Consider the following 18,206-nt stretch of genomic DNA (forward strand, 5'->3'; position numbering starts at 1 on the left):
TTATTGGGTACCTAGTACCCTTATTATTTTTTACTTTTTAATTGTCAAAAAAAACGCCACTCAATAAGTGACGTCAAAAATGAGATATTTATCTTATCTGTGTGCTAACTATTTATTACTTTTTGTTTTTTTACTATTTGATTCAAATATAAGTAAATTATCAAAATTAAATAATGGAGTAAAACTTAGTTTGATAATTATACGTATTGATTCTACACAACTAGATAACAATTTATCTAGTTCAATTTTTTGTTTTGTAGGTGCGTGATTTTGTAAACCATGTCTTGCTACTAGCCCAATAGACAAGTAATTATTTGTAATTCTCTTATATTGTTCTAGTTCAGTCTTATTTTTTCGTAATTTAGTTAGACATTCTTTTTCAAAATAGCAATATTTATCAAATAGATTAAGGTAAGTATTATAAAAGTCTATAACTTTATAATAGTTAACTAATACATTTTCATCTTTTATATATATTCTATTTAATAAGATTACTAAATCTCTAATACTTTTATTATTAAGTACCAATTCCAGAGCAGATATAAAATTACTATCATTACTGTGAATCTTCTTTTCAAACTGAATATTATCAATTATTCTATATGCCTCTATATGATTTTGAAAAGTTTTAAGATGACTATTTTTTTCCATAGGTTCAAAAGGCTTGTGGCCGAATAAAATTCGAACTCCATTATATATTTCTAAAAACAAATAATTTATAGACCAGTTTAATTCATTACTATATTTGCAACCATCTGTGTAATCGGTATCGAAGAAATAACTTTCAATATTATTATCATAATCAGCATATTCAACATTTAAGTGGAGACCATATTCACTTTAATTATAATAATTTTTCAAAAAATATTTATCTTTATAAAGTTTTTATAATCTTGCATTGTATTATTACATAAGTTATATAAATCTTAGTCTTTGTGTAGTTAGGATAGAGTGAAAGTTCTATATATAAAAATATTAATGATTATTAAATTTCTTTTGCTATTGTCTCATTATCTATATTTTTTTCTACAATAAAATAAAATCTATGCTCAGAGAACAAAACAAAGAAAAATCAGTTACATGAAGAAAATAAAATATATTATTAGAACACATGGATATCAATCTTCTAACGTTACATTATTAATAATCATTGCTCTATTAGGGTATTACTTATGTAACTAATCTAGTACTTTCTGTTTTTTCTTCCTTACCTTCTGGTTACTCCCCTATTTTAATAAAAATTAATTTTATCATCTTCAAGTAATTTACCTTTATTGTACTTGTCATTAACATTAATTTCAGTATAGGCATATGGCAAATCTTTATAATAAAATTCAATTTTTATATTGTTAAATTGACGTCCATACATACCTCTATCAATTATAAAGTTACTTGATACATATTCTTCATAACCTTTAAAAATATCTTTTTCATCGTTAAATTCAGCAGCACCTTTAAATGCTCCTTTTAGATATACAATTATGTTTACATTAGGTTTTTCAATATTTCTAGAATCAACTTGAGTGGTCACTTCATATTTTTTTACATCTTCTCCACTGTGTACATTTAAATTATGTATTGATCTAGATATATGTTGTTTAATATTAGCGTCTAATTCAGTATCGTCTTCATAATTGTTGTTCTCTTCAAAATTAGAATTTTCTTCATAACTATCATTATTTTCTTTGTCTTTATCATAGTATTCAGATAGCTCATTCGCTCTTTCATCATATAAATTCCTAGCTGATTTAGGTAAGTTATAAACTTCATCAATAGATAAATTTTTAATTTCTTTATCACTCATATTTTCTACATCTTTATATGTAAATTTGTGTTTTTTTGTTTCTTTATTATTTATATTATTTTTTGATTCTTCATTATCGCTATTTTTCGGAAATAATAATATGGGTAATACTACAATTAGTAAAAAACATATTACAGCTATAATTCTTTTTTTCATAATTAACTCCAAAATATTATTTATATTTTATAAAAAAACTAAAATAAATTAGTCATACTAGTTAAGTAGTTGCTCTCTTTTATTCTAATTGCTCAATGATACTTTGACTTTCCCAATATTGCTCTGCAACGGGTATCTTTGTAAATTCTACTGTATTATTATGATTATTCTTAACTACTTCTTCTATTTCATCGATATCCACTCTAAAGAACTCTTTTCTATGATTTACTTTGTTTAATTCTCTATCTCTAAAGTGTCTATGCAATGTATTCTCTAATGTTGGAGCGTCATCACTAAATATCATTGCATGAACATCAAACTCAAAAGGCACAGAAGCGTCTCCTAATTCCTTAACTCGATCATAAGGCTCTAATCTACGAGTTAAACCAATTTTATAAATTCCTTCCCCAAATGAGCCAATATTTGAAATTACGTATACATAACCAGCTCGAGTATTGAGTTTTCTATTCTCGACATCTTTTTTATCTTCTTCTAATTGTTTAACCTTTTCTTCTAGTTCTTTAATCTTATCAGCATACAATTCTTTTTCTATATCGTTTTTAGTTTTTTCTAAGCGTTTAAATAAACTTTTTATTTCATTGCCAAATTGTCTTTCTTCTTTTTCAATCTTTTTCTCTTGCTGTTCTAATTCTCTTCGAACCTTTTCTTCTTCTTTCATTTGCTCTTTTATTTCTCTTTGCAATTCTTTTTCTTGTTCTATTTTAATAGCACGTTCATTAATTAAATTTAATTTTTCTAGTTTTATCTTTAAATATTCTCTAGTTATTTCAACTTTATCAACCTTATATATTCTGTTTAATGTTTCAAATGAACGAACGATTTTATTATGATAATTTTCATAGTTCCTAGCATTTAAACTACTAAACAAGTAATCACATTCAGTATTAAAAGCTCTTAAAATTTGCTTGATTTGGCTATTTATGTAAGACTTTTTCTCATCATAACCAGAATAATTAATTGCTTCATCATTTTTTACCATGTCCTTTTCATCCAATGATAACATGCTTAATTTATCTTTTAATTCTTTTGAAGTAATGGTTTCTTCAAAATGATTTACAAATATATCTTTTAGTTCAGAATTAAAAATTTTATCTTTAATATTATTATCTAACTCTTTTATTTTTTCTTGTTTAATATTTATTTCTTCTTTAAGTTTTTTATTCTCTATTTCAAGATTAGAAATGTTATTGATAATTTTTCTTTTCTCTTCATTGATATTTGTTAGTTCCTTATCCTTATATTCCTGTATCTTAGTCATTTCATTTTCATATGTATTTTCTAGATCTAGCCTTTTTCTATCTACTTCAATTGCTAAATTTAAAAGACTAAAAAACGTGTTACCATCACCCTTTGTCGTGAAGTCGATACTAGCGTTATAACGTTTTGACTGACGACCATATTCTAAGTGAACATAATATTTAAGCATTTTGTTTTCAGTGGTGAAATCTACAATATCGCCTAAAGGGATTCGATATTTCAGACCATTTCTTGTATTGATTACTGTTATATTTTCCGCTGTCAAAAATATTGAAGATATTAAATTTCTATCTTTGCCGTTGTCTTTATAAATAAAGGTGGCAGTGTGGGAGTACACTACATTTTCAACTCCAAATATCGCTTTATAAGTCTCTAAATCTTTTGATATAGACATACTAAACCTCCAAATTAATTAATTAGTTTTTATTATAGCAATAAATATAATATTTTCTTTCACTTTTTTTAAATATACTTATATAAGTTGTCTTATACCCTATTGCTAAATCGACAAGCTGGTTAATGTGCAATCCTAATTTAGGACTGCACCCGTGTATTAACACATGTCTAAATCGGGAATGTGCCTATGTATCGAAGCAATTGCTATATTTACTTACCTAACGTCGCAAGTTGCGACATATGAGGTAGCATTTGTTCACTCATCTATGGAGTATCTTTTTTATTTAAAACCACTTCCCTATTTTAAGGTACTGGTTACAAGAGTATTTTTAAGTACGTTTGTTATTGTATGAAATGTAAAGTTTTGACAAGTTATAAATAAAAAGACTGCACCCAAAGGATACAGTCTTAAAATAAATGCTTTGTAAAAAAATTACTCTCAATTGTTACTGGTTAGATCACTCACATTATGTTGTTATTTGAATAGCCTTTTTTATACCCGTCGTTCGTGTCGTTCTTTTTATTATAAAACTGTTCAATAAAATAACTTCTCTATTGTTTCGTCGAATATTTGTCTTATTCTTTGAACAGTTAGATTAAATATTTTTGCTATATCATTTAATTCCCTACCACTAATGATTAACCAAAAAACACTAAATTCTCTATCTGTTGCTACTAAATTAACTTCATCTATTAAATTATTGATATATACATGATTTTCTACATTTAAAGTTTGGACTTCATCACTCACATTAGTATTAAGAGAGAAAAAGTCTTCTATTGATGTATCTACAACTTCTATATTACTTTGCCTTTTATTTTTTCGGTATTCTTCAATATTCTTTTTAACTGTTGCTATGTCATGCAGCAATAGTAGTCACGCACCTTTTGTTTTATTCATTGTGTTAATAGGCTTTCTCATGCTCATAATGCTCAATATTCTTTTTCTTTCTTGCTCTTTAAAACGTTGGCCACGTTTTTGATTTGTTCTTTCAAAAATATCTTTACATAATCTATCTATTAACTGAGTTGGTCTAAATCTACCATTTGAGTTCATATAAGTCACAATAGCTATTTGATCTGATTTTGAGTATTTACTAATAATTTCTTTTAAAATATTCATATTAACCTTAGATCTATCTTTATATTTTTGTAGGTTTTCTTTATTTTCAATAATCCATTCTACAAGCTTATCAATAGGATAAGACACAGCAATTACGCCTCTCACTTCATCACAAGTCATATGTGATTGATTTAGGTAGTACATTTCATTAATTTGATTCTGAATGAGATTACATTTCTTATTAATAAACTTAGGATTGTACTTTGTTAATAATTCATATTCTGTAATTTTATTTGATGGACGATAATATAAAACATGATTGAGTGATTTTAAAATCATATTTACCTCCATTGTTAATCAGTAACTAAGAATCTGTTTCTTGCATCCATTGTAATGCCTAATGCTGTGGCTATATTTTTCAAAGTTTTTAATGTATCAATATAGACTTTGAAATGTTCATTTACTTTATCTGTATCTTTAATGTACATGCCTTGTTCTTTTATCTTTTCATATGCAATATCATTGATACATATTATTTCACAATATCTTTTTACTAATATGTAATCTAAATTAGATATAGGTAACTCTTTCAATAAAGGTACAATTCTTAACCACTCTTTTTGTGCCTGTGGAGGTAAATCTTTAGGTACTGGATTGACTGATATTGAGGTAAATTGAAATAAGCCATTTTCTACTAACTGTGCTTGTTCTAATTCTTCTTTTGTATGATGTCCTGTTTTTGCAGCGTTCAATTTACGTGGTCTAGCCATGTTATACACCTCCATAAGCATTTTAGATTTTTAGTTTCTGGAATTTGGTCACAAAAAAGTTATCGAGCGATTACGCCCCAAAATAAAACTTAGGGGGGTATTTCAGCCCTCCCCTTTAATTTATTGTCATTATATAATCCGTTTATTTATATGCTTATATGAAGCTTTAAAACGTCTCTATGCCTGCACACATAATGCTAATAAACCAACTATATATAAAAGCAATTAGATATTACTTTTTAAATATTTAACAATTAATATTTGCAGCTACTGTTTAAATTTAAACCTTTAATATTTATCACTAAGTAACACTTTATATACTAGTTAATAGATTATTGATAAACAGATACATAATATATAACACGCTTGTTGGTTATTACTATAATAATAAAACCCTTTTAATACACCTGTTTGTGAGTGTGTAATCGCTACTATAATTATTGAGCTATATATAAATAAAAAACCATCATTACTAAACATTAATTCAGCAATGATGGAAGAAATAGAAAAATATTTTTTTAATAGCAACATTAGAATGAACAAGCAAAGTATAATTGAATATTTTATAAAGTATTCAATAGATAAATTTATATCTATATTAATTATACTAAATTAAATATATAATATCAAATTTATTTAGTGTTTATAGATATTAATTCTATTTTATTAATTAGATTTATTACACTATTATTCATTCCAATAGATGATACATAACATTGTATTGATTGAACTTCTTTATTCTTAGCTAACTGAATTAACTTATTTATATTATTTTTATTATCATTTGATTGCTTAACTGATATACCAAAACCTATATTATCTTTGTCCTTAACAACTACGATATTCTTATCATTTGTATTACCAATATATAGATTCTCATCGTTATCTAAAACAATATCAATACCTTTATCAGTATTAAACTTTTCAAATGCGCCTCTAACTATTGAGCCTAGTTTGTATGTGACACTTGAAGTTGATATTCCATTAGTATTAGCATAGTTAATTTTTGAGTTATCATATAACGGTTTAAATATGATTAATTGTTTTTGTTCATTATAGTTTAAAACATATTCATCTTTTAGAGGACTAACTATCGTATAACTCATTTATTCATCCCCCTACCACTTTTTATTTCCATTGTAGTAATCTTGGTCTGCAATTCGATTAACCATAAATAAACGATCTCTAATATCATTAGCTAATATAGTTGGATCAGTATTAGTATGAAATGGATCATTAGATAAATCAGCGCTTGTTCTAATACTTAAACGCCAATCATCTGGACGAGCTAATGCATTTGATACATAGGCTTCTCTAGTTTTTCTACGTTCTAACTCTACTTTATTCGCTGCTAACTCCTTATACACTTCCACTAGCTCATTTACTTTAGAATTAAATTTATCTATAAGTACTTTATTAACATCACTTAAGTCTTTCACTTCATCATTAAAAGCTTTCTTAAACTTATCTACATGTTCTTGAGTAATATTATGTTCTTTATCGTTAGATTGTTCTGTTAATTTCATAATGTTATTCTCAAGTTGATTTTGTTCCCTTTTTAAACTCGCAATCATAGCAAAATCATTTTCTTTTCTATAATAAGATAATTTATAGTCAAACTCTTTCAATCTATCTATTACCTTAGTCTTTTCTAACTCTACTTGTTTTTTATTTTCAACCTTAGGATGTATATACTTATCAAATAATTCAATTGATTTTTCTTTTGTCATAACTTTTGCACCTCTACACATTATATTGTTTACGTTCTAATTTAGTACCAGGTACTAATTATTTACTTAAAGTATACCACAAAAGGCTCTATAAAGCCAATTGTGGTAGTTTTTTTAGGCGCTTGGTAAAAGTTTTCTATCCCATTTTATATCTTCAAGTAATTCATTGATATATCTAAATGCTTGATGAATACTCTTAAAATTATGAGTTTCTTTATTATGTTTGTTATTCATTGAAATCAGTTTGAATTGGTAATACCACAGTTCTACATGAGCAAAATCACCATTGATAGTAGGATTAAAATACAACTCAATATCTGCTTTATCTTCTCCTTCAATAACAATAAATATCTCTTTGCCCGATTCACCTTTATTTTTAGTTGTTAATGCTGATGATTCTAATAGTTCGACAAATTTATTCCATTTTTCCAGTGCTGCTTTTTTCTCAAATGTATGTGCTTTATTAAATGTTGGTCGTTGTATTGTTTTCATCTTGATTACTCCTTTTAGTTTTTCTTTATAAAATTTAAGTAATTCTTAGTTCTTGCAATTACCAACTCAAAACTACCTTGAGCAATTAATTTATAGCTAGTTCTATGATTTGTATTAGGGATAAAACTCTCACGCCATGCTACCCATTGACCTTTAATAAATTCAACATAAACATCAGATACATGGCTTATTGAAAGAAAATAAATTTCGTTTGATATGCCTACAATTAATCCAATTCTTTTAGCCTGTTCATCTAAATTATATTCTTCTTTAATGGCTTGCACTTCTAACAGTCGCCTCCCATTGTCTTTCAGTTATCACATCACCATTTTTATTGTCGCCAATTAATACACGTAACGGATCTATATCAATATTGTATTGATTGGCATAGCTTACTGCTTTATATAAATCATCATTTCTATATTCACTAGTACCATTAATAATACGGTTAAATGCTTGTTTGCCTTTCCCACCTTTGCCAGTTGGTAAATGTTCAAAACTTGTAGTAGGCAAAACTTTTTTTATAGAATACGGTTCAAGTGATTGTTCTTTATAATTACCTTGCTTTGAAAATATACGTTTTTCAAATTCTCCTTGATACATCTTCGGTTTTATTCCGTTGTGTTTGTATTGACCTTTTTCCGTACGACTTCCTGCAAGTACAAAATAACTATTGTTGTGTGCTTTAATATCTACGCCAGGTAAATATCCGATTTTCTGACCATAATTAATACCATTACGTTTACAAAAAATGATATGCTTTCCACCACTTGCTGTGGTTTGCACTAACGTATTTTGTGCATTAGATACAATTTCATCATAGTAAGGTATGTCTTTGATACTTTCGAAACCATTTTCTCCGTCTGCATGGTTTATATCTATGTCGATACACCATACATTGCGAGTAAGAACGCCTAACATATTTGTTTGATGATATTTGTAAGAATGATATTCAATAAATTCATCGGTTACATCTTTATCTGCAAACGATACAGTTGGCGTTTTATATTTGTTAAGTGGTATCACTTCAATATTCTTTTTCAATAATTGTTTCGCTACATGATAACCTGTCATTGAATATCACTCCTTTTTAAACCTAACCCTTATAACCTATATTTTTCCTATAAGAGCCACTTTAAAATTAACTATCTATGCAACTATAAGAAATATGAGCTATAAGGGTTAGTCCTTGATATTTCACAGTTTTAAGGGTTATTACAAGAGTTAGTGAAGGTTATACTAACCCTTATCTAGTAAATCTAAAGCCATATTAAAGAGTTCTGAGTTTTCTATCTCATGTACTTTCATATTTATACCATCAATCCATTTTTGGTTATTAATACCAACGCCAATCTTTTTCATGTCAACTTTAGCTTTGTTAAAACGTAAACTTTTATAATCTTCTTCTATCAATCTTTGCAATGTCTCATCACCTGAAAGAATAAACCCTTGCTGTTTTAGCACCTTCAACATAACAACTTGCGTCTCAGTCAATTCTTCTTCACTGAAATAATGTTTTAATGTCACATCTTTAAATCTAAATTCTCGCCCGATTTCTTTAAGGTATTCTAAACTTGTGATTAAAAAAGAAACGGCCGCTATTTCTGAATCTTCATCATTTGGCTGTACAAAATTCCAATATGGTTCAAAAATCTTGTATCTTTCATCGTCAGTTTCTCCATGTGGTCTATCTTTGAAAGCTATTTTTATTGTTCTAGTTGTATTGGCTGTAATTTCACCAGTATCAACACTTTCATTTGTATCAAGTATTAATACAGATTTATTTTTAAATGTGAATGCGTTTCGACCAATACCACGACCAGAAATTGTTTCACCAGTTGCTATTTTTCTTAATATTCTCATCATAGGTTTGGTGATTTCTCCTGTTTCATTAGCATGTGCTATATCTGCACCATAGAAATTCATCCATTCGTTAGCTGCTTCAAAACCACCTGAGACAAGTCCATCAAAATTCACTTTATTCACATGTAAAAGCTTATTGAAAGTAGTTATAAATAACCCTTTACCTGAACGCCCGAAATCTTTAAATAAGAACCATTTTTCAGCTTGAATAAGTTTCATTTTTCGATACATTGTATAAGCATGTACCAATTTTAAATTATGTTTACTTTTTTCATTGTCAGTAACTAAATTATAAAAATCATTTGGCGTTTTAAAATCTAAATCGTTGTAGTTTACGTCGTACTTAATAGCGTATAACTCATTATCTTGTGGCTTTTCTTTTGTGAGTTTCAACTTCTTACAGTTATACACGAAATCATTACCAGCGATACTATATGGATAAATTTTATAATTATGATTTAACTTTAGATGTTCACGATATAACTCCAGCATGATTTCAAGAAAATCATCTATTTGGTTTTTAGGTTCAATCGGATAACTCAATTTAAAATTAGTATCGTCAATCACTTCATATTGTTTGTTTTTAACAATAAGAAAGCTGTCCAATTCTTTAGAATAGATGACCTTATCAGAAATTAAATCTGCAATAAAACGAGCGTAATTATTAAAAGGATCAGATTTAAAATGTGCCTCTTTTTCGTCTTGGTCATTGGTTTTAACGAAAATTCTTCCATATACAAGTCCAATTTCTTTAGGTTTTATGGTATAATTTAAGGTGAGATTATTAATATAATCACCTGCAACATCATCTTTCTTGCGATGATACGCATTGCCTTTGTTATCAAAAATTTGTTTAACAGTAGAGATAGAAGCGAAATGTATTCGCTTGCTTATCTCTTTAATTCTTGATAAATTATTAGTGATTATATAATCTAAATTTGAATGAAATTCAAAATGCTTTTTGTATAAACTAACTTCGTCCATGTTATCAACCTTTCATTTGTGTTATTATTTTTATGAGTATTAAACTAAATACTTTTTTTATGCGTTATCAGTTCTGTCGCCAAACTTCGCTGATGACGCTTTTTCTATTTCACGGATTTTCTTCATAATGTCATCAAAATCTTTCATATACATAAGCATTAAATCAATGACTTGTGTGTTTTTGATACGATGCTCGTGATATTTCCAGCCATGCGTATATATTTCTTTTTTAGTTAACATATGATTAGGTTCATGTGTGAAATACTCATCATCAAACCAAACAAAAGATGTTACGACATCATTAATTTTTTCTTGTACTACTTCTAAATCATCAAATAAATTTCTTAATTCCCAATCCATTATTGCTTAACTCCTTTACTAAATTGAACGACTTTATTGTCTTTTAACGTTGGTACAGAAAAACCATAAAAAGCACATACATTTTTTAATTTCTTCACTTTCTCTTTCCAATTTTTTCTCTCTTCTTCGAACTTATCACGAACAATATTAAAATCACTTCCTAGATCATCTAATATAATTTGTTCGATAGCTTCAGCGCCTTTTATATCTTTTTCTTCTCTATATGCTTTAGATTTTTCGATTAAATAGCCTGTTAACTCTGCGATTCTATCAAGTTCACCTATTAATCTATGAAGTTCACAACTCGATTCCATTGCGTCTGCATATGCTTCAAAAATATCAATATTCATCTTATTTCACCCCATCAAAATTATTTTCAATTTGTTGTAAAGCCCACTCGATTATTGCTTGCAAGTGTTCCTCACGATTTACTGTTTCACCCCATTCATTATGGCCTTCTTCAAAACGATGTTCATATTCTGTTGCTTTATCTCCAACAGTTGTCCCTAACGTTGTATAAATATCTTGTATAACGTCTTTTTGTTTTTGTTCCATCTTTATGCCTCCACTTTTTCATAATTTAATAATGCAATTGTGCTGCCTAATAAATAAATTGCTAGGCCTACATGAAACGCTATAAATGCACTAGCTAATACAGTAATTAAACTGATTAATAATAGTTGTAATGTGAATTTAAGCATTTTGAACCTCCAACAACTTTTTGATATTAATTTGTTTTAAATCATTGTTGTGTATATCCATATGAGATGTGATTTTCTCCATAAATTCATCAACATCTGATTTCTTAAATCGGTATGTGCTGCCTACCATGTAATACTTGAGCCCGTTATTAATAAGTAGCTCCTCTATCGTTGGTTTACTTAAATTTAGGTATTCAGCTAATTCTTTATAGGTCATGAAGAACTTTTGTCTCGCTAGTTCATCTACACGTTCATTAATTGCTTGTTCTAATAAAGCACGTGCTTCATCTTCATCAATATTAATGTTGAACATTGGTTACGCCTCCTTAATTTCATTATCAATTCCTAAAAACTCGTTAGGTGTAACTTTTAAATAGTTACATAGCTTTAAAATAATAGGTAATGTAGGATTTTGAGTTTTTTCATAATACAAACCATATAATGTTGCTTTTGCTATCCCCGTTTCCTCGTTGATCTTTGCTATCGAAAGTTTTTTTATAGCAATTAGTACACGAAAATTATTTTTCATTATTCTCACTCCTTTTTAACAGATGTCTGTTATATTTTTTTGTCATCTGTTATTAATTACATTGTAAGCTTCAAAGTAACAATTGTCAATACTCTAAACTATATTAGTGAACTCTGTATTTTTTTAGTGACATATAGTAAAATGATTGTGAAAATAAAGGAGGTAAAAAATATGATTCAAAGTAGATTGTCTGTATTGATGGCTGAACGAGGTTTAAAAATCTCTGACTTATACGAAGAAACAGGAATATCAAAAACTACATTAATGGCAATAGCAGAAAATAATGGTAAAGGGGTTCAGTTTGATACTGTTGATAAATTATGTAATTTTTTAGGTGTAACTCCTTGTGAATTTTTTGAGTATTCACCATATCTAGTTAGTTTTCAAATGGATAAAATTGATTCAGATAAAAATCTTCCTATTGATTTTACAATTACAATCAAAAATCAAAATTACGAAAAACTATTTTACTTTAATGTTTTTATCTATCTAGGAAATTCTTATGATATTCCCGTTAGAAAAGATGAATTTAAGGCTTATATTAACGTTGGACTAGAAAGTTCAGATCATTACAATGATGAAGAGTTTTATAATTTTATTTCTAATTTAACAATTTCATTTAGAACTGATTTTATTAATAAGATCATAGGGTCTATTACATCATTATTGTTAGACTTTAAAGAAGTAAAAACTATCGATAGAAAAAGCATTAGTTTTAAAAAAGGCGATTATATTGCTTTGGGATTATTTAAAGAAAGCGAATATGAAACATTAAAAAAAATTACACTCAAATAAAGGTGATCACATGGCAAGTTATGATCAAATCGCTAAAAACAACTGGCGTTATCGTATTTCACTAGGAAAAAATGCTGACACTGGCAAATATGAATACATATCTAAGACTGGCTTTAAGCGTAAATCAGATGCTAAACATCAAGCTGAAATGATAGAACGTCAAATAAGAAATGGTGACTATATCGCCCCTTCTTCTAGCACCTTTAAACAAGTAGCTGATGATTGGATTAAACAGTATGCTAATGATGTAAAAGTAAGTAGTGTCAGAGCACGTGAGAAAGCCATACAACACGCCATAGAGCGTTTTAATACTAAACCAATACAAACCATCAAGAAACATGATTATCAGCGCTTTGTGGACGATATGAGCGCACAGTATAGTAAGAATTATGTTGATAGTATTGTCGCATCTACAAATATGATATTTAAGTATGCGTATGATATGAGATTAATAAAAGCTATGCCTAGTGAGGGTATTAAACGACCTAAAAAGAAAGTAAGCGTGGAAGAATTAGAAGATATTGAGATACACAAAAAGTTTCTTGAAAAAGATGAATTATTTCAATTCCTGGAGGTTGCTAAAAATAACCATGCACCACTTAATAGCTTTGAAGTATTTACCACACTAGCATATACGGGCATGCGTGCAGGCGAATTGTTAGCATTAAAATGGTCTGATATAGACTTTAAGAATAACACGATTAGTATTACCAAGACTTATTACAATCCGAATAATAATAAAAAGCATTATCAGATACTTACACCGAAAACTGAAAGCTCAATCGGTAAAATCTCAGTAGATCCCCATGTTATTCAATTACTTAAAGATTATAAAGTGAACATCCAGGATACATGGAAAAATGAGTTTTATGTAGATAATAATTTCGTATTTACTGATGTGAACGGTTATCCACTTGTGATTAAAAAGCTGCAATTATGGATAAAAGCTATACTTAAAAAGACTGATATAACGAATAAGCAAATAAGCACGCACTCATTCCGTCATACACATTGCGCCCTACTTATAGAGGCAGGCGTACATATCAAAGAAATACAAGAAAGACTACGCCACAAAGATATAAATACCACAATGAACATCTACGCAAAGATTACCAACTCATACAAAAAAGACGCTTCCCACAAGTTTAGTCAACTCATGGAAAACGTCAGTAAAGAATTATTTTAAGATTTTTATGTCATTATTATGTCACACGAAATCATCAAACGCCTTTAAACCAACGTTTATTGGCGTTTTTACATCATACCTGGCATGCCACCCATACCTTGATTATCATTATTATCTGGTTCAGGGATAGTTGCAACTACTGCTTCTGTAGTTAAGAACATCGCAGCAACACTTGCCGCATGTTGTAAAGCTGAGCGTGTAACTTTAGTTGGGTCTACAATACCTTCTTCAAGCATGTTTACCCATTCATTTGTCGCGGCGTTAAATCCAACACCTGCATCTGCATGTTTTAATCTTTCAACAATAACTGAACCTTCTAGCCCAGCATTTTCAGCGATTTGACGTACAGGTGCAGATAAAGCTTTAAGTACGATGTTAACACCTGTTGCAACATCACCTTCAGCTACGATTTCATCTACTTTATTATAAATATTTACTAATGCAGTACCACCACCAGCAACAATACCTTCTTCAACTGCAGCACGTGTAGAGTTTAAGGCATCTTCAATACGTAATTTACGTTCTTTCAATTCAGTTTCAGATGCAGCCCCTACTTTAATGACTGCAACGCCACCAGCTAATTTAGCTAAACGTTCTTGTAATTTCTCTCTATCAAAGTCAGAATCAGTTTCTTCAATTTGTGCTTTAATTTGACTCACACGAGCATCAATACTATTGTCATCTCCATCACCATCGACAACTGTAGTATTATCTTTTGTAACTTCAACTTTATTAGCACTACCTAACATATCGATTGAAGCATCTTTTAATTCTAAACCTAAGTCATCTGTAATAACTGTAGCTCCAGTTAAAATAGCTAAGTCTTCTAACATTGCTTTACGTCTATCACCAAATCCAGGTGCTTTTACTGCAACTGCAGTAAATGTTCCACGCATACGGTTTAATACGATATTTGTTAAAGCGTCTCCTTCAACTTCGTCTGCTACAATTAAGATTGGACGACTAGATTGAACAACTTGTTCTAATAAAGGTAAGATATCTTGGAATGAAGAGATTTTTTTATCTGTTACTAAAATATATGGTCTTTCTAACTCAGCAATCATTTTATCTGAATCTGTAACCATGTATGGTGATTGATACCCTCTATCAAATTGCATACCTTCAACAACTTCTAATTCGGTATCTAGTCCGTTTGATTCTTCAATGGTAATAACACCATCATTACCAACTTTATCCATTGCTTCAGAAATGTATTTACCAATTTCTTCATCTGCTGCAGAAATTGCACCTACTTGTGCGATTTCATTTTTATTTTCAACTTTTTGAGAAATATCGTGTAGAGCTTGAACAGCTACTCTTACTGCTTTATCAATACCCTCACGTAATCCTACTGGGTTAGCACCACTTGTTACATTCTTTAATCCTTCTTGAATCATTGCTTGTGCTAATACAGTTGCAGTTGTTGTACCATCACCAGCAATTTCGTTTGTTTTATTAGCAACTTCTTGAACTAATTTAGCTCCCATATTTTCATAAGGATCTTCTAATTCAATCTCTTTAGCAATTGTGACACCATCATTTGTAATTAATGGTGCTACATATTCTTTATCTAATACAACGTTACGTCCTTTAGGTCCGATTGTAACTTTAACGGCGTTAGCTAATTTATCGACACCACGTAACATAGCTTGTCTTGCATCTTCAGAAAATTTAAGGTCTTTAGCCATTGATTATACCTCCATTGTTTAAAATAGTTTATTATTACTTATTAATTATTATTTATAAATTTTAGCCTTCAATTATTGCAAGTAAATCTTCAACATTTAAAATTAAGTATGTTTCATCTCCACGTTTAACTTCTGAGCCAGCGTATTCTTGGAATACTACTCGATCTCCTTCTTTAACCTCTGGAGCAACCTTTTCACCATTGTCTAAAATTCGTCCAGTTCCAACAGCTACTACTATACCTTCGTTAGACTTTTCTTTTGCACTGTCAGTAAGTACAATGCCACTTTTAGTTGTTTGTTCTTGTTCTTTGCGTTCAATAATCACACGATTTCCTAATGGTTTAAGCATGATCGTTCCTCCTTAACAGGTTCCTTTTTAGCACTTAAATATAATGAGTGCTAATCTATATTTTATATTAATCAAATTTGGTCAATTTTTCAAGCGAAAGGTTATCTATATTTTGTATAACTCACAATTTTGCGATAAACTAACTAATGTTGATTAATTTTTTTGGAGGAATAGTATGAGGAGAATTTCGGTAGCATTTCTTACCATTGTTATTTATGGATTAGCACAGTTTTTACCCTTACTTGCACAGCAATTACCTTTCTTTAAAGATTTAAAAGGGATGGAACTAGCTAAAGCGGGCGTATACACTCAAGTTATTTTATTTGTAATAGCAGCATTATTAATAATTTGGTTAAATAGTATTATCAAAAATCCAACAACACTGGAGCGAGGTTATAAAGAACCTAAACGCTACATTTTACCTTGGGCTTTATTAGGATTTGTTGTCGTGATGATTTATCAAATGGTAGCTAGTCTAATCACTATGTGGTTAGTTGGACAACCACAGCAAAGTCCAAATACTGAGAGAATTATGGCAATTGCAAAACAGCTTCCAGTTTTCATATTATTAATTTCAATAGTTGGCCCAATTCTAGAGGAATACATATTTAGAAAAGTTATATTTGGTGAAATCTATAATAAAATTAAAGGAAATCGAATTGTTGCGTTCTTAATCGCTTCAATAGTAAGTTCAATTTTATTTGCGATAGCACATAACGATGTTAAATTTTTCTTCATATATTTTGGTATGGGTATGTTATTCTCTCTTGCTTATGTTTTAACTAGACGTATTGCGGTTCCAATTATCATTCATATGTTACAAAATGGTTTTGTAGTGGCAGTCCAATTTTTCTTTGGTGACACAGTTAAACATTTACAAGAACAAAGTAATTTTATAATTCATTTTCTATTTTAATAAATGAACGCATCTATTAATCTCATCATTTTAAATGACAATAATAGATGCGTTTTCTATTTTAGTTTTTAATTTTCCTATAAATAAACCTACCTGTAACACCTACGAAAATCATAATTATAGATGTAATTAAAGCAATATTTATGTTTTTATATTTGTTTTTATTTTCCGCTTCTTTACTTTTTTCATTGGTTTCTATAATTTTATCATCATCATGGCTCTGTATATCTGCATCTTCTTTTTTATCTCTATCACTTGGCTTTTTCAATTCAGGCATAGATCCAATTTCCCCAGTTATAAGTGCCAATACTTGCTCATCTAAATTTTTATAATACTTTTTCGAATTCAAAGGGTTAAAATATTCAAATCTGAAATAATTAGAACCTTTTTGTAAATAATCTAAGTATTCATTATTAAATGATTGTTTTCGGAAAAGCCTGTAAAAATCTTGATTCGAGATATACTCATTATTATTCCCCAACCGGTTTACCTGATTTATAATATATGGATTGTATTTATATGAACCAGTTGCTAAACTATTTAATCTATTTAATAGCATTGACTTGCTATAAACCGGAACTTCACTTTGCATATTGTCATTATTTGAATAAGTTTCAATATGACTTTGTCGATGATTTTGTTGTAAGTTATCGCCATAGTGCCATTGGTTAGTATTAGACCCACTCATAATTGATTGATTTTGATTTTTGATAGAATGAGATGTCGAGTTGCCATTATTCTTATGTGGGAAAATTTGATGGATTATTGAATCAGATACAGTGTTGTTATGACGGTTAGAACCAGTTGATTGGTTTCCGTTTGTTGAACCATTATTATTAAAAACGGGTTTATTAGGTTTTACTGTATCATTGATACTTGAGTGTCCTGAATGATTGCCAGGGTAGTTACTATTATTATTTGAATTGCTATTGGAAGGATTTTGCGAACCATTATTTGATCCAGAATTTGAATGATTATCACCTTGATTTGAACCAGAATTCCCATCATGTTTAGGTGGTTGCTGATGATTGCCACTGTCTCCTGGTTTATTTCCTCCATCATCTTGCTCGCCTGAGTCATTATTCCCTGGATTGTTTCCATTGTCTGGTTTACCTGAATCATTATCTCCTGGTTGTTCTCCGTCAT

The 18,206-nt window shown here is 29.1% G+C and carries 24 protein-coding genes; 3 read left to right on the forward strand and 21 right to left on the reverse strand.

The genetic code is table 11. The annotated features are described in order from the left end of the window. Positions 1-108: 108 nt before the first annotated feature. The 18 genes from HMPREF2715_RS07865 to HMPREF2715_RS07945 all read right to left on the reverse strand — a co-directional run bounded on the left by HMPREF2715_RS07865 (position 109) and on the right by HMPREF2715_RS07945 (position 12,126). Positions 109-711, reverse strand: coding sequence for a hypothetical protein (locus HMPREF2715_RS07865; RefSeq protein ID WP_141757449.1), 603 nt, complete (start codon positions 709-711; stop codon positions 109-111). 520 nt (positions 712-1,231) lie between these two features. Further along, positions 1,232-1,960 (reverse strand): hypothetical protein, encoded by a 729-nt coding sequence (locus HMPREF2715_RS07870; protein ID WP_070839774.1) that lies wholly within the window; start codon positions 1,958-1,960, stop codon positions 1,232-1,234. A gap of 79 nt (positions 1,961-2,039) precedes the next feature. Beyond that, positions 2,040-3,632 carry an SNIPE associated domain-containing protein gene (locus HMPREF2715_RS12310; RefSeq protein WP_256327026.1) on the reverse strand — a complete coding sequence of 531 codons (1,593 nt, stop codon included), beginning with the start codon at positions 3,630-3,632 and terminating at the stop codon, positions 2,040-2,042. A gap of 537 nt (positions 3,633-4,169) precedes the next feature. Next, positions 4,170-4,505 (reverse strand): sigma-70 family RNA polymerase sigma factor, encoded by a 336-nt coding sequence (locus tag HMPREF2715_RS07880; RefSeq protein WP_070839778.1) that lies wholly within the window; start codon positions 4,503-4,505, stop codon positions 4,170-4,172. A 6-nt stretch (positions 4,506-4,511) separates the two neighbouring features. Further along, entirely contained in the window at positions 4,512-5,036 is a 525-nt protein-coding gene (locus HMPREF2715_RS07885; RefSeq protein WP_070839781.1) for a hypothetical protein, read from the reverse strand. 14 nt (positions 5,037-5,050) lie between these two features. Next, a complete protein-coding gene (locus HMPREF2715_RS07890) occupies positions 5,051-5,467 on the reverse strand; it encodes a phage terminase small subunit P27 family (RefSeq protein ID WP_070839784.1) in 417 nt (138 codons plus the stop codon). 632 nt (positions 5,468-6,099) lie between these two features. Further along, on the reverse strand, positions 6,100-6,573 hold the full coding sequence (locus HMPREF2715_RS07895) for an HK97 family phage prohead protease (protein WP_070839787.1): 474 nt from the start codon (positions 6,571-6,573) through the stop codon (positions 6,100-6,102). Positions 6,574-6,585: 12 nt separating this feature from the next. Next, positions 6,586-7,197: a hypothetical protein gene (locus HMPREF2715_RS07900; RefSeq protein ID WP_070839790.1), complete on the reverse strand. Its 612-nt coding sequence runs from the start codon at positions 7,195-7,197 to the stop codon at positions 6,586-6,588. Between the two features lie 114 nt (positions 7,198-7,311). Then, positions 7,312-7,689, reverse strand: coding sequence for a hypothetical protein (locus HMPREF2715_RS07905; protein WP_070839793.1), 378 nt, complete (start codon positions 7,687-7,689; stop codon positions 7,312-7,314). 14 nt (positions 7,690-7,703) lie between these two features. Next, entirely contained in the window at positions 7,704-7,973 is a 270-nt protein-coding gene (locus tag HMPREF2715_RS07910; protein ID WP_070468640.1) for a pathogenicity island protein, read from the reverse strand. Next, a complete protein-coding gene (locus HMPREF2715_RS07915; protein ID WP_070839796.1) occupies positions 7,960-8,763 on the reverse strand; it encodes a bifunctional DNA primase/polymerase in 804 nt (267 codons plus the stop codon). Before HMPREF2715_RS07915 ends, HMPREF2715_RS07910 begins: the two co-directional genes overlap by 14 nt. A gap of 165 nt (positions 8,764-8,928) precedes the next feature. Then, entirely contained in the window at positions 8,929-10,536 is a 1,608-nt protein-coding gene (locus HMPREF2715_RS07920; RefSeq protein WP_070839799.1) for a phage resistance protein, read from the reverse strand. 57 nt (positions 10,537-10,593) lie between these two features. After that, complete coding sequence (gene tscT, locus HMPREF2715_RS07925; RefSeq protein ID WP_047511721.1) at positions 10,594-10,896, reverse strand: type II toxin-antitoxin system toxin TscT; 303 nt, start codon at positions 10,894-10,896, stop codon at positions 10,594-10,596. Further along, positions 10,896-11,246, reverse strand: a complete 351-nt coding sequence (locus tag HMPREF2715_RS07930; RefSeq protein ID WP_070839801.1) for a hypothetical protein — start codon at positions 11,244-11,246, stop codon at positions 10,896-10,898. The genes tscT and HMPREF2715_RS07930 overlap by 1 nt, the downstream gene beginning before the upstream one ends. Before the next feature lies 1 nt (position 11,247). After that, positions 11,248-11,451 carry a type II toxin-antitoxin system antitoxin TscA gene (gene tscA / locus HMPREF2715_RS07935; RefSeq protein WP_070839804.1) on the reverse strand — a complete coding sequence of 68 codons (204 nt, stop codon included), beginning with the start codon at positions 11,449-11,451 and terminating at the stop codon, positions 11,248-11,250. 2 nt (positions 11,452-11,453) lie between these two features. After that, positions 11,454-11,597, reverse strand: a complete 144-nt coding sequence (locus HMPREF2715_RS12075; protein ID WP_176746968.1) for a hypothetical protein — start codon at positions 11,595-11,597, stop codon at positions 11,454-11,456. Next, positions 11,590-11,910: a helix-turn-helix domain-containing protein gene (locus HMPREF2715_RS07940; protein WP_070839807.1), complete on the reverse strand. Its 321-nt coding sequence runs from the start codon at positions 11,908-11,910 to the stop codon at positions 11,590-11,592. The genes HMPREF2715_RS12075 and HMPREF2715_RS07940 overlap by 8 nt, the downstream gene beginning before the upstream one ends. 3 nt (positions 11,911-11,913) lie before the next feature. Beyond that, positions 11,914-12,126 (reverse strand): helix-turn-helix domain-containing protein, encoded by a 213-nt coding sequence (locus HMPREF2715_RS07945; protein WP_062931970.1) that lies wholly within the window; start codon positions 12,124-12,126, stop codon positions 11,914-11,916. A gap of 171 nt (positions 12,127-12,297) precedes the next feature. Here HMPREF2715_RS07945 and HMPREF2715_RS07950 point away from each other — a divergent pair, with 171 nt between their 5' ends. Together HMPREF2715_RS07950 and HMPREF2715_RS07955 are read left to right on the forward strand one after the other, a co-directional pair. Next, on the forward strand, positions 12,298-12,921 hold the full coding sequence (locus tag HMPREF2715_RS07950) for a helix-turn-helix domain-containing protein (RefSeq protein WP_062931971.1): 624 nt from the start codon (positions 12,298-12,300) through the stop codon (positions 12,919-12,921). Between the two features lie 10 nt (positions 12,922-12,931). After that, positions 12,932-14,107, forward strand: a complete 1,176-nt coding sequence (locus tag HMPREF2715_RS07955) for a tyrosine-type recombinase/integrase (protein ID WP_070839810.1) — start codon at positions 12,932-12,934, stop codon at positions 14,105-14,107. Between the two features lie 68 nt (positions 14,108-14,175). Here HMPREF2715_RS07955 and groL read toward each other — a convergent pair whose 3' ends face one another. Both groL and groES read right to left on the reverse strand, forming a co-directional pair. Next, the gene (gene groL / locus HMPREF2715_RS07960) at positions 14,176-15,795 is read right to left on the reverse strand and encodes a chaperonin GroEL (protein WP_070582070.1); all 1,620 of its coding nucleotides are present in this window, start codon (positions 15,793-15,795) and stop codon (positions 14,176-14,178) included. Between the two features lie 61 nt (positions 15,796-15,856). Then, positions 15,857-16,144, reverse strand: coding sequence for a co-chaperone GroES (gene groES, locus HMPREF2715_RS07965; protein ID WP_070582069.1), 288 nt, complete (start codon positions 16,142-16,144; stop codon positions 15,857-15,859). A 175-nt stretch (positions 16,145-16,319) separates the two neighbouring features. On the opposite strand from groES, the gene mroQ reads away from it, so the two are divergent. Next, positions 16,320-17,060 carry an intramembrane glutamic endopeptidase MroQ gene (gene mroQ, locus HMPREF2715_RS07970; protein ID WP_070582068.1) on the forward strand — a complete coding sequence of 247 codons (741 nt, stop codon included), beginning with the start codon at positions 16,320-16,322 and terminating at the stop codon, positions 17,058-17,060. A 61-nt stretch (positions 17,061-17,121) separates the two neighbouring features. On the opposite strand, the gene HMPREF2715_RS07975 is transcribed toward mroQ, so the two are convergent. Then, on the reverse strand, positions 17,122-18,206 hold a 1,085-nt coding region (locus HMPREF2715_RS07975), incomplete at its 5' end, for an SdrH family protein (RefSeq protein WP_218117716.1).

The sequence above is a fragment of the Staphylococcus sp. HMSC062A01 genome (assembly GCF_001836805.1).
Classification (GTDB): Bacteria; Bacillota; Bacilli; order Staphylococcales; family Staphylococcaceae; genus Staphylococcus; species Staphylococcus haemolyticus.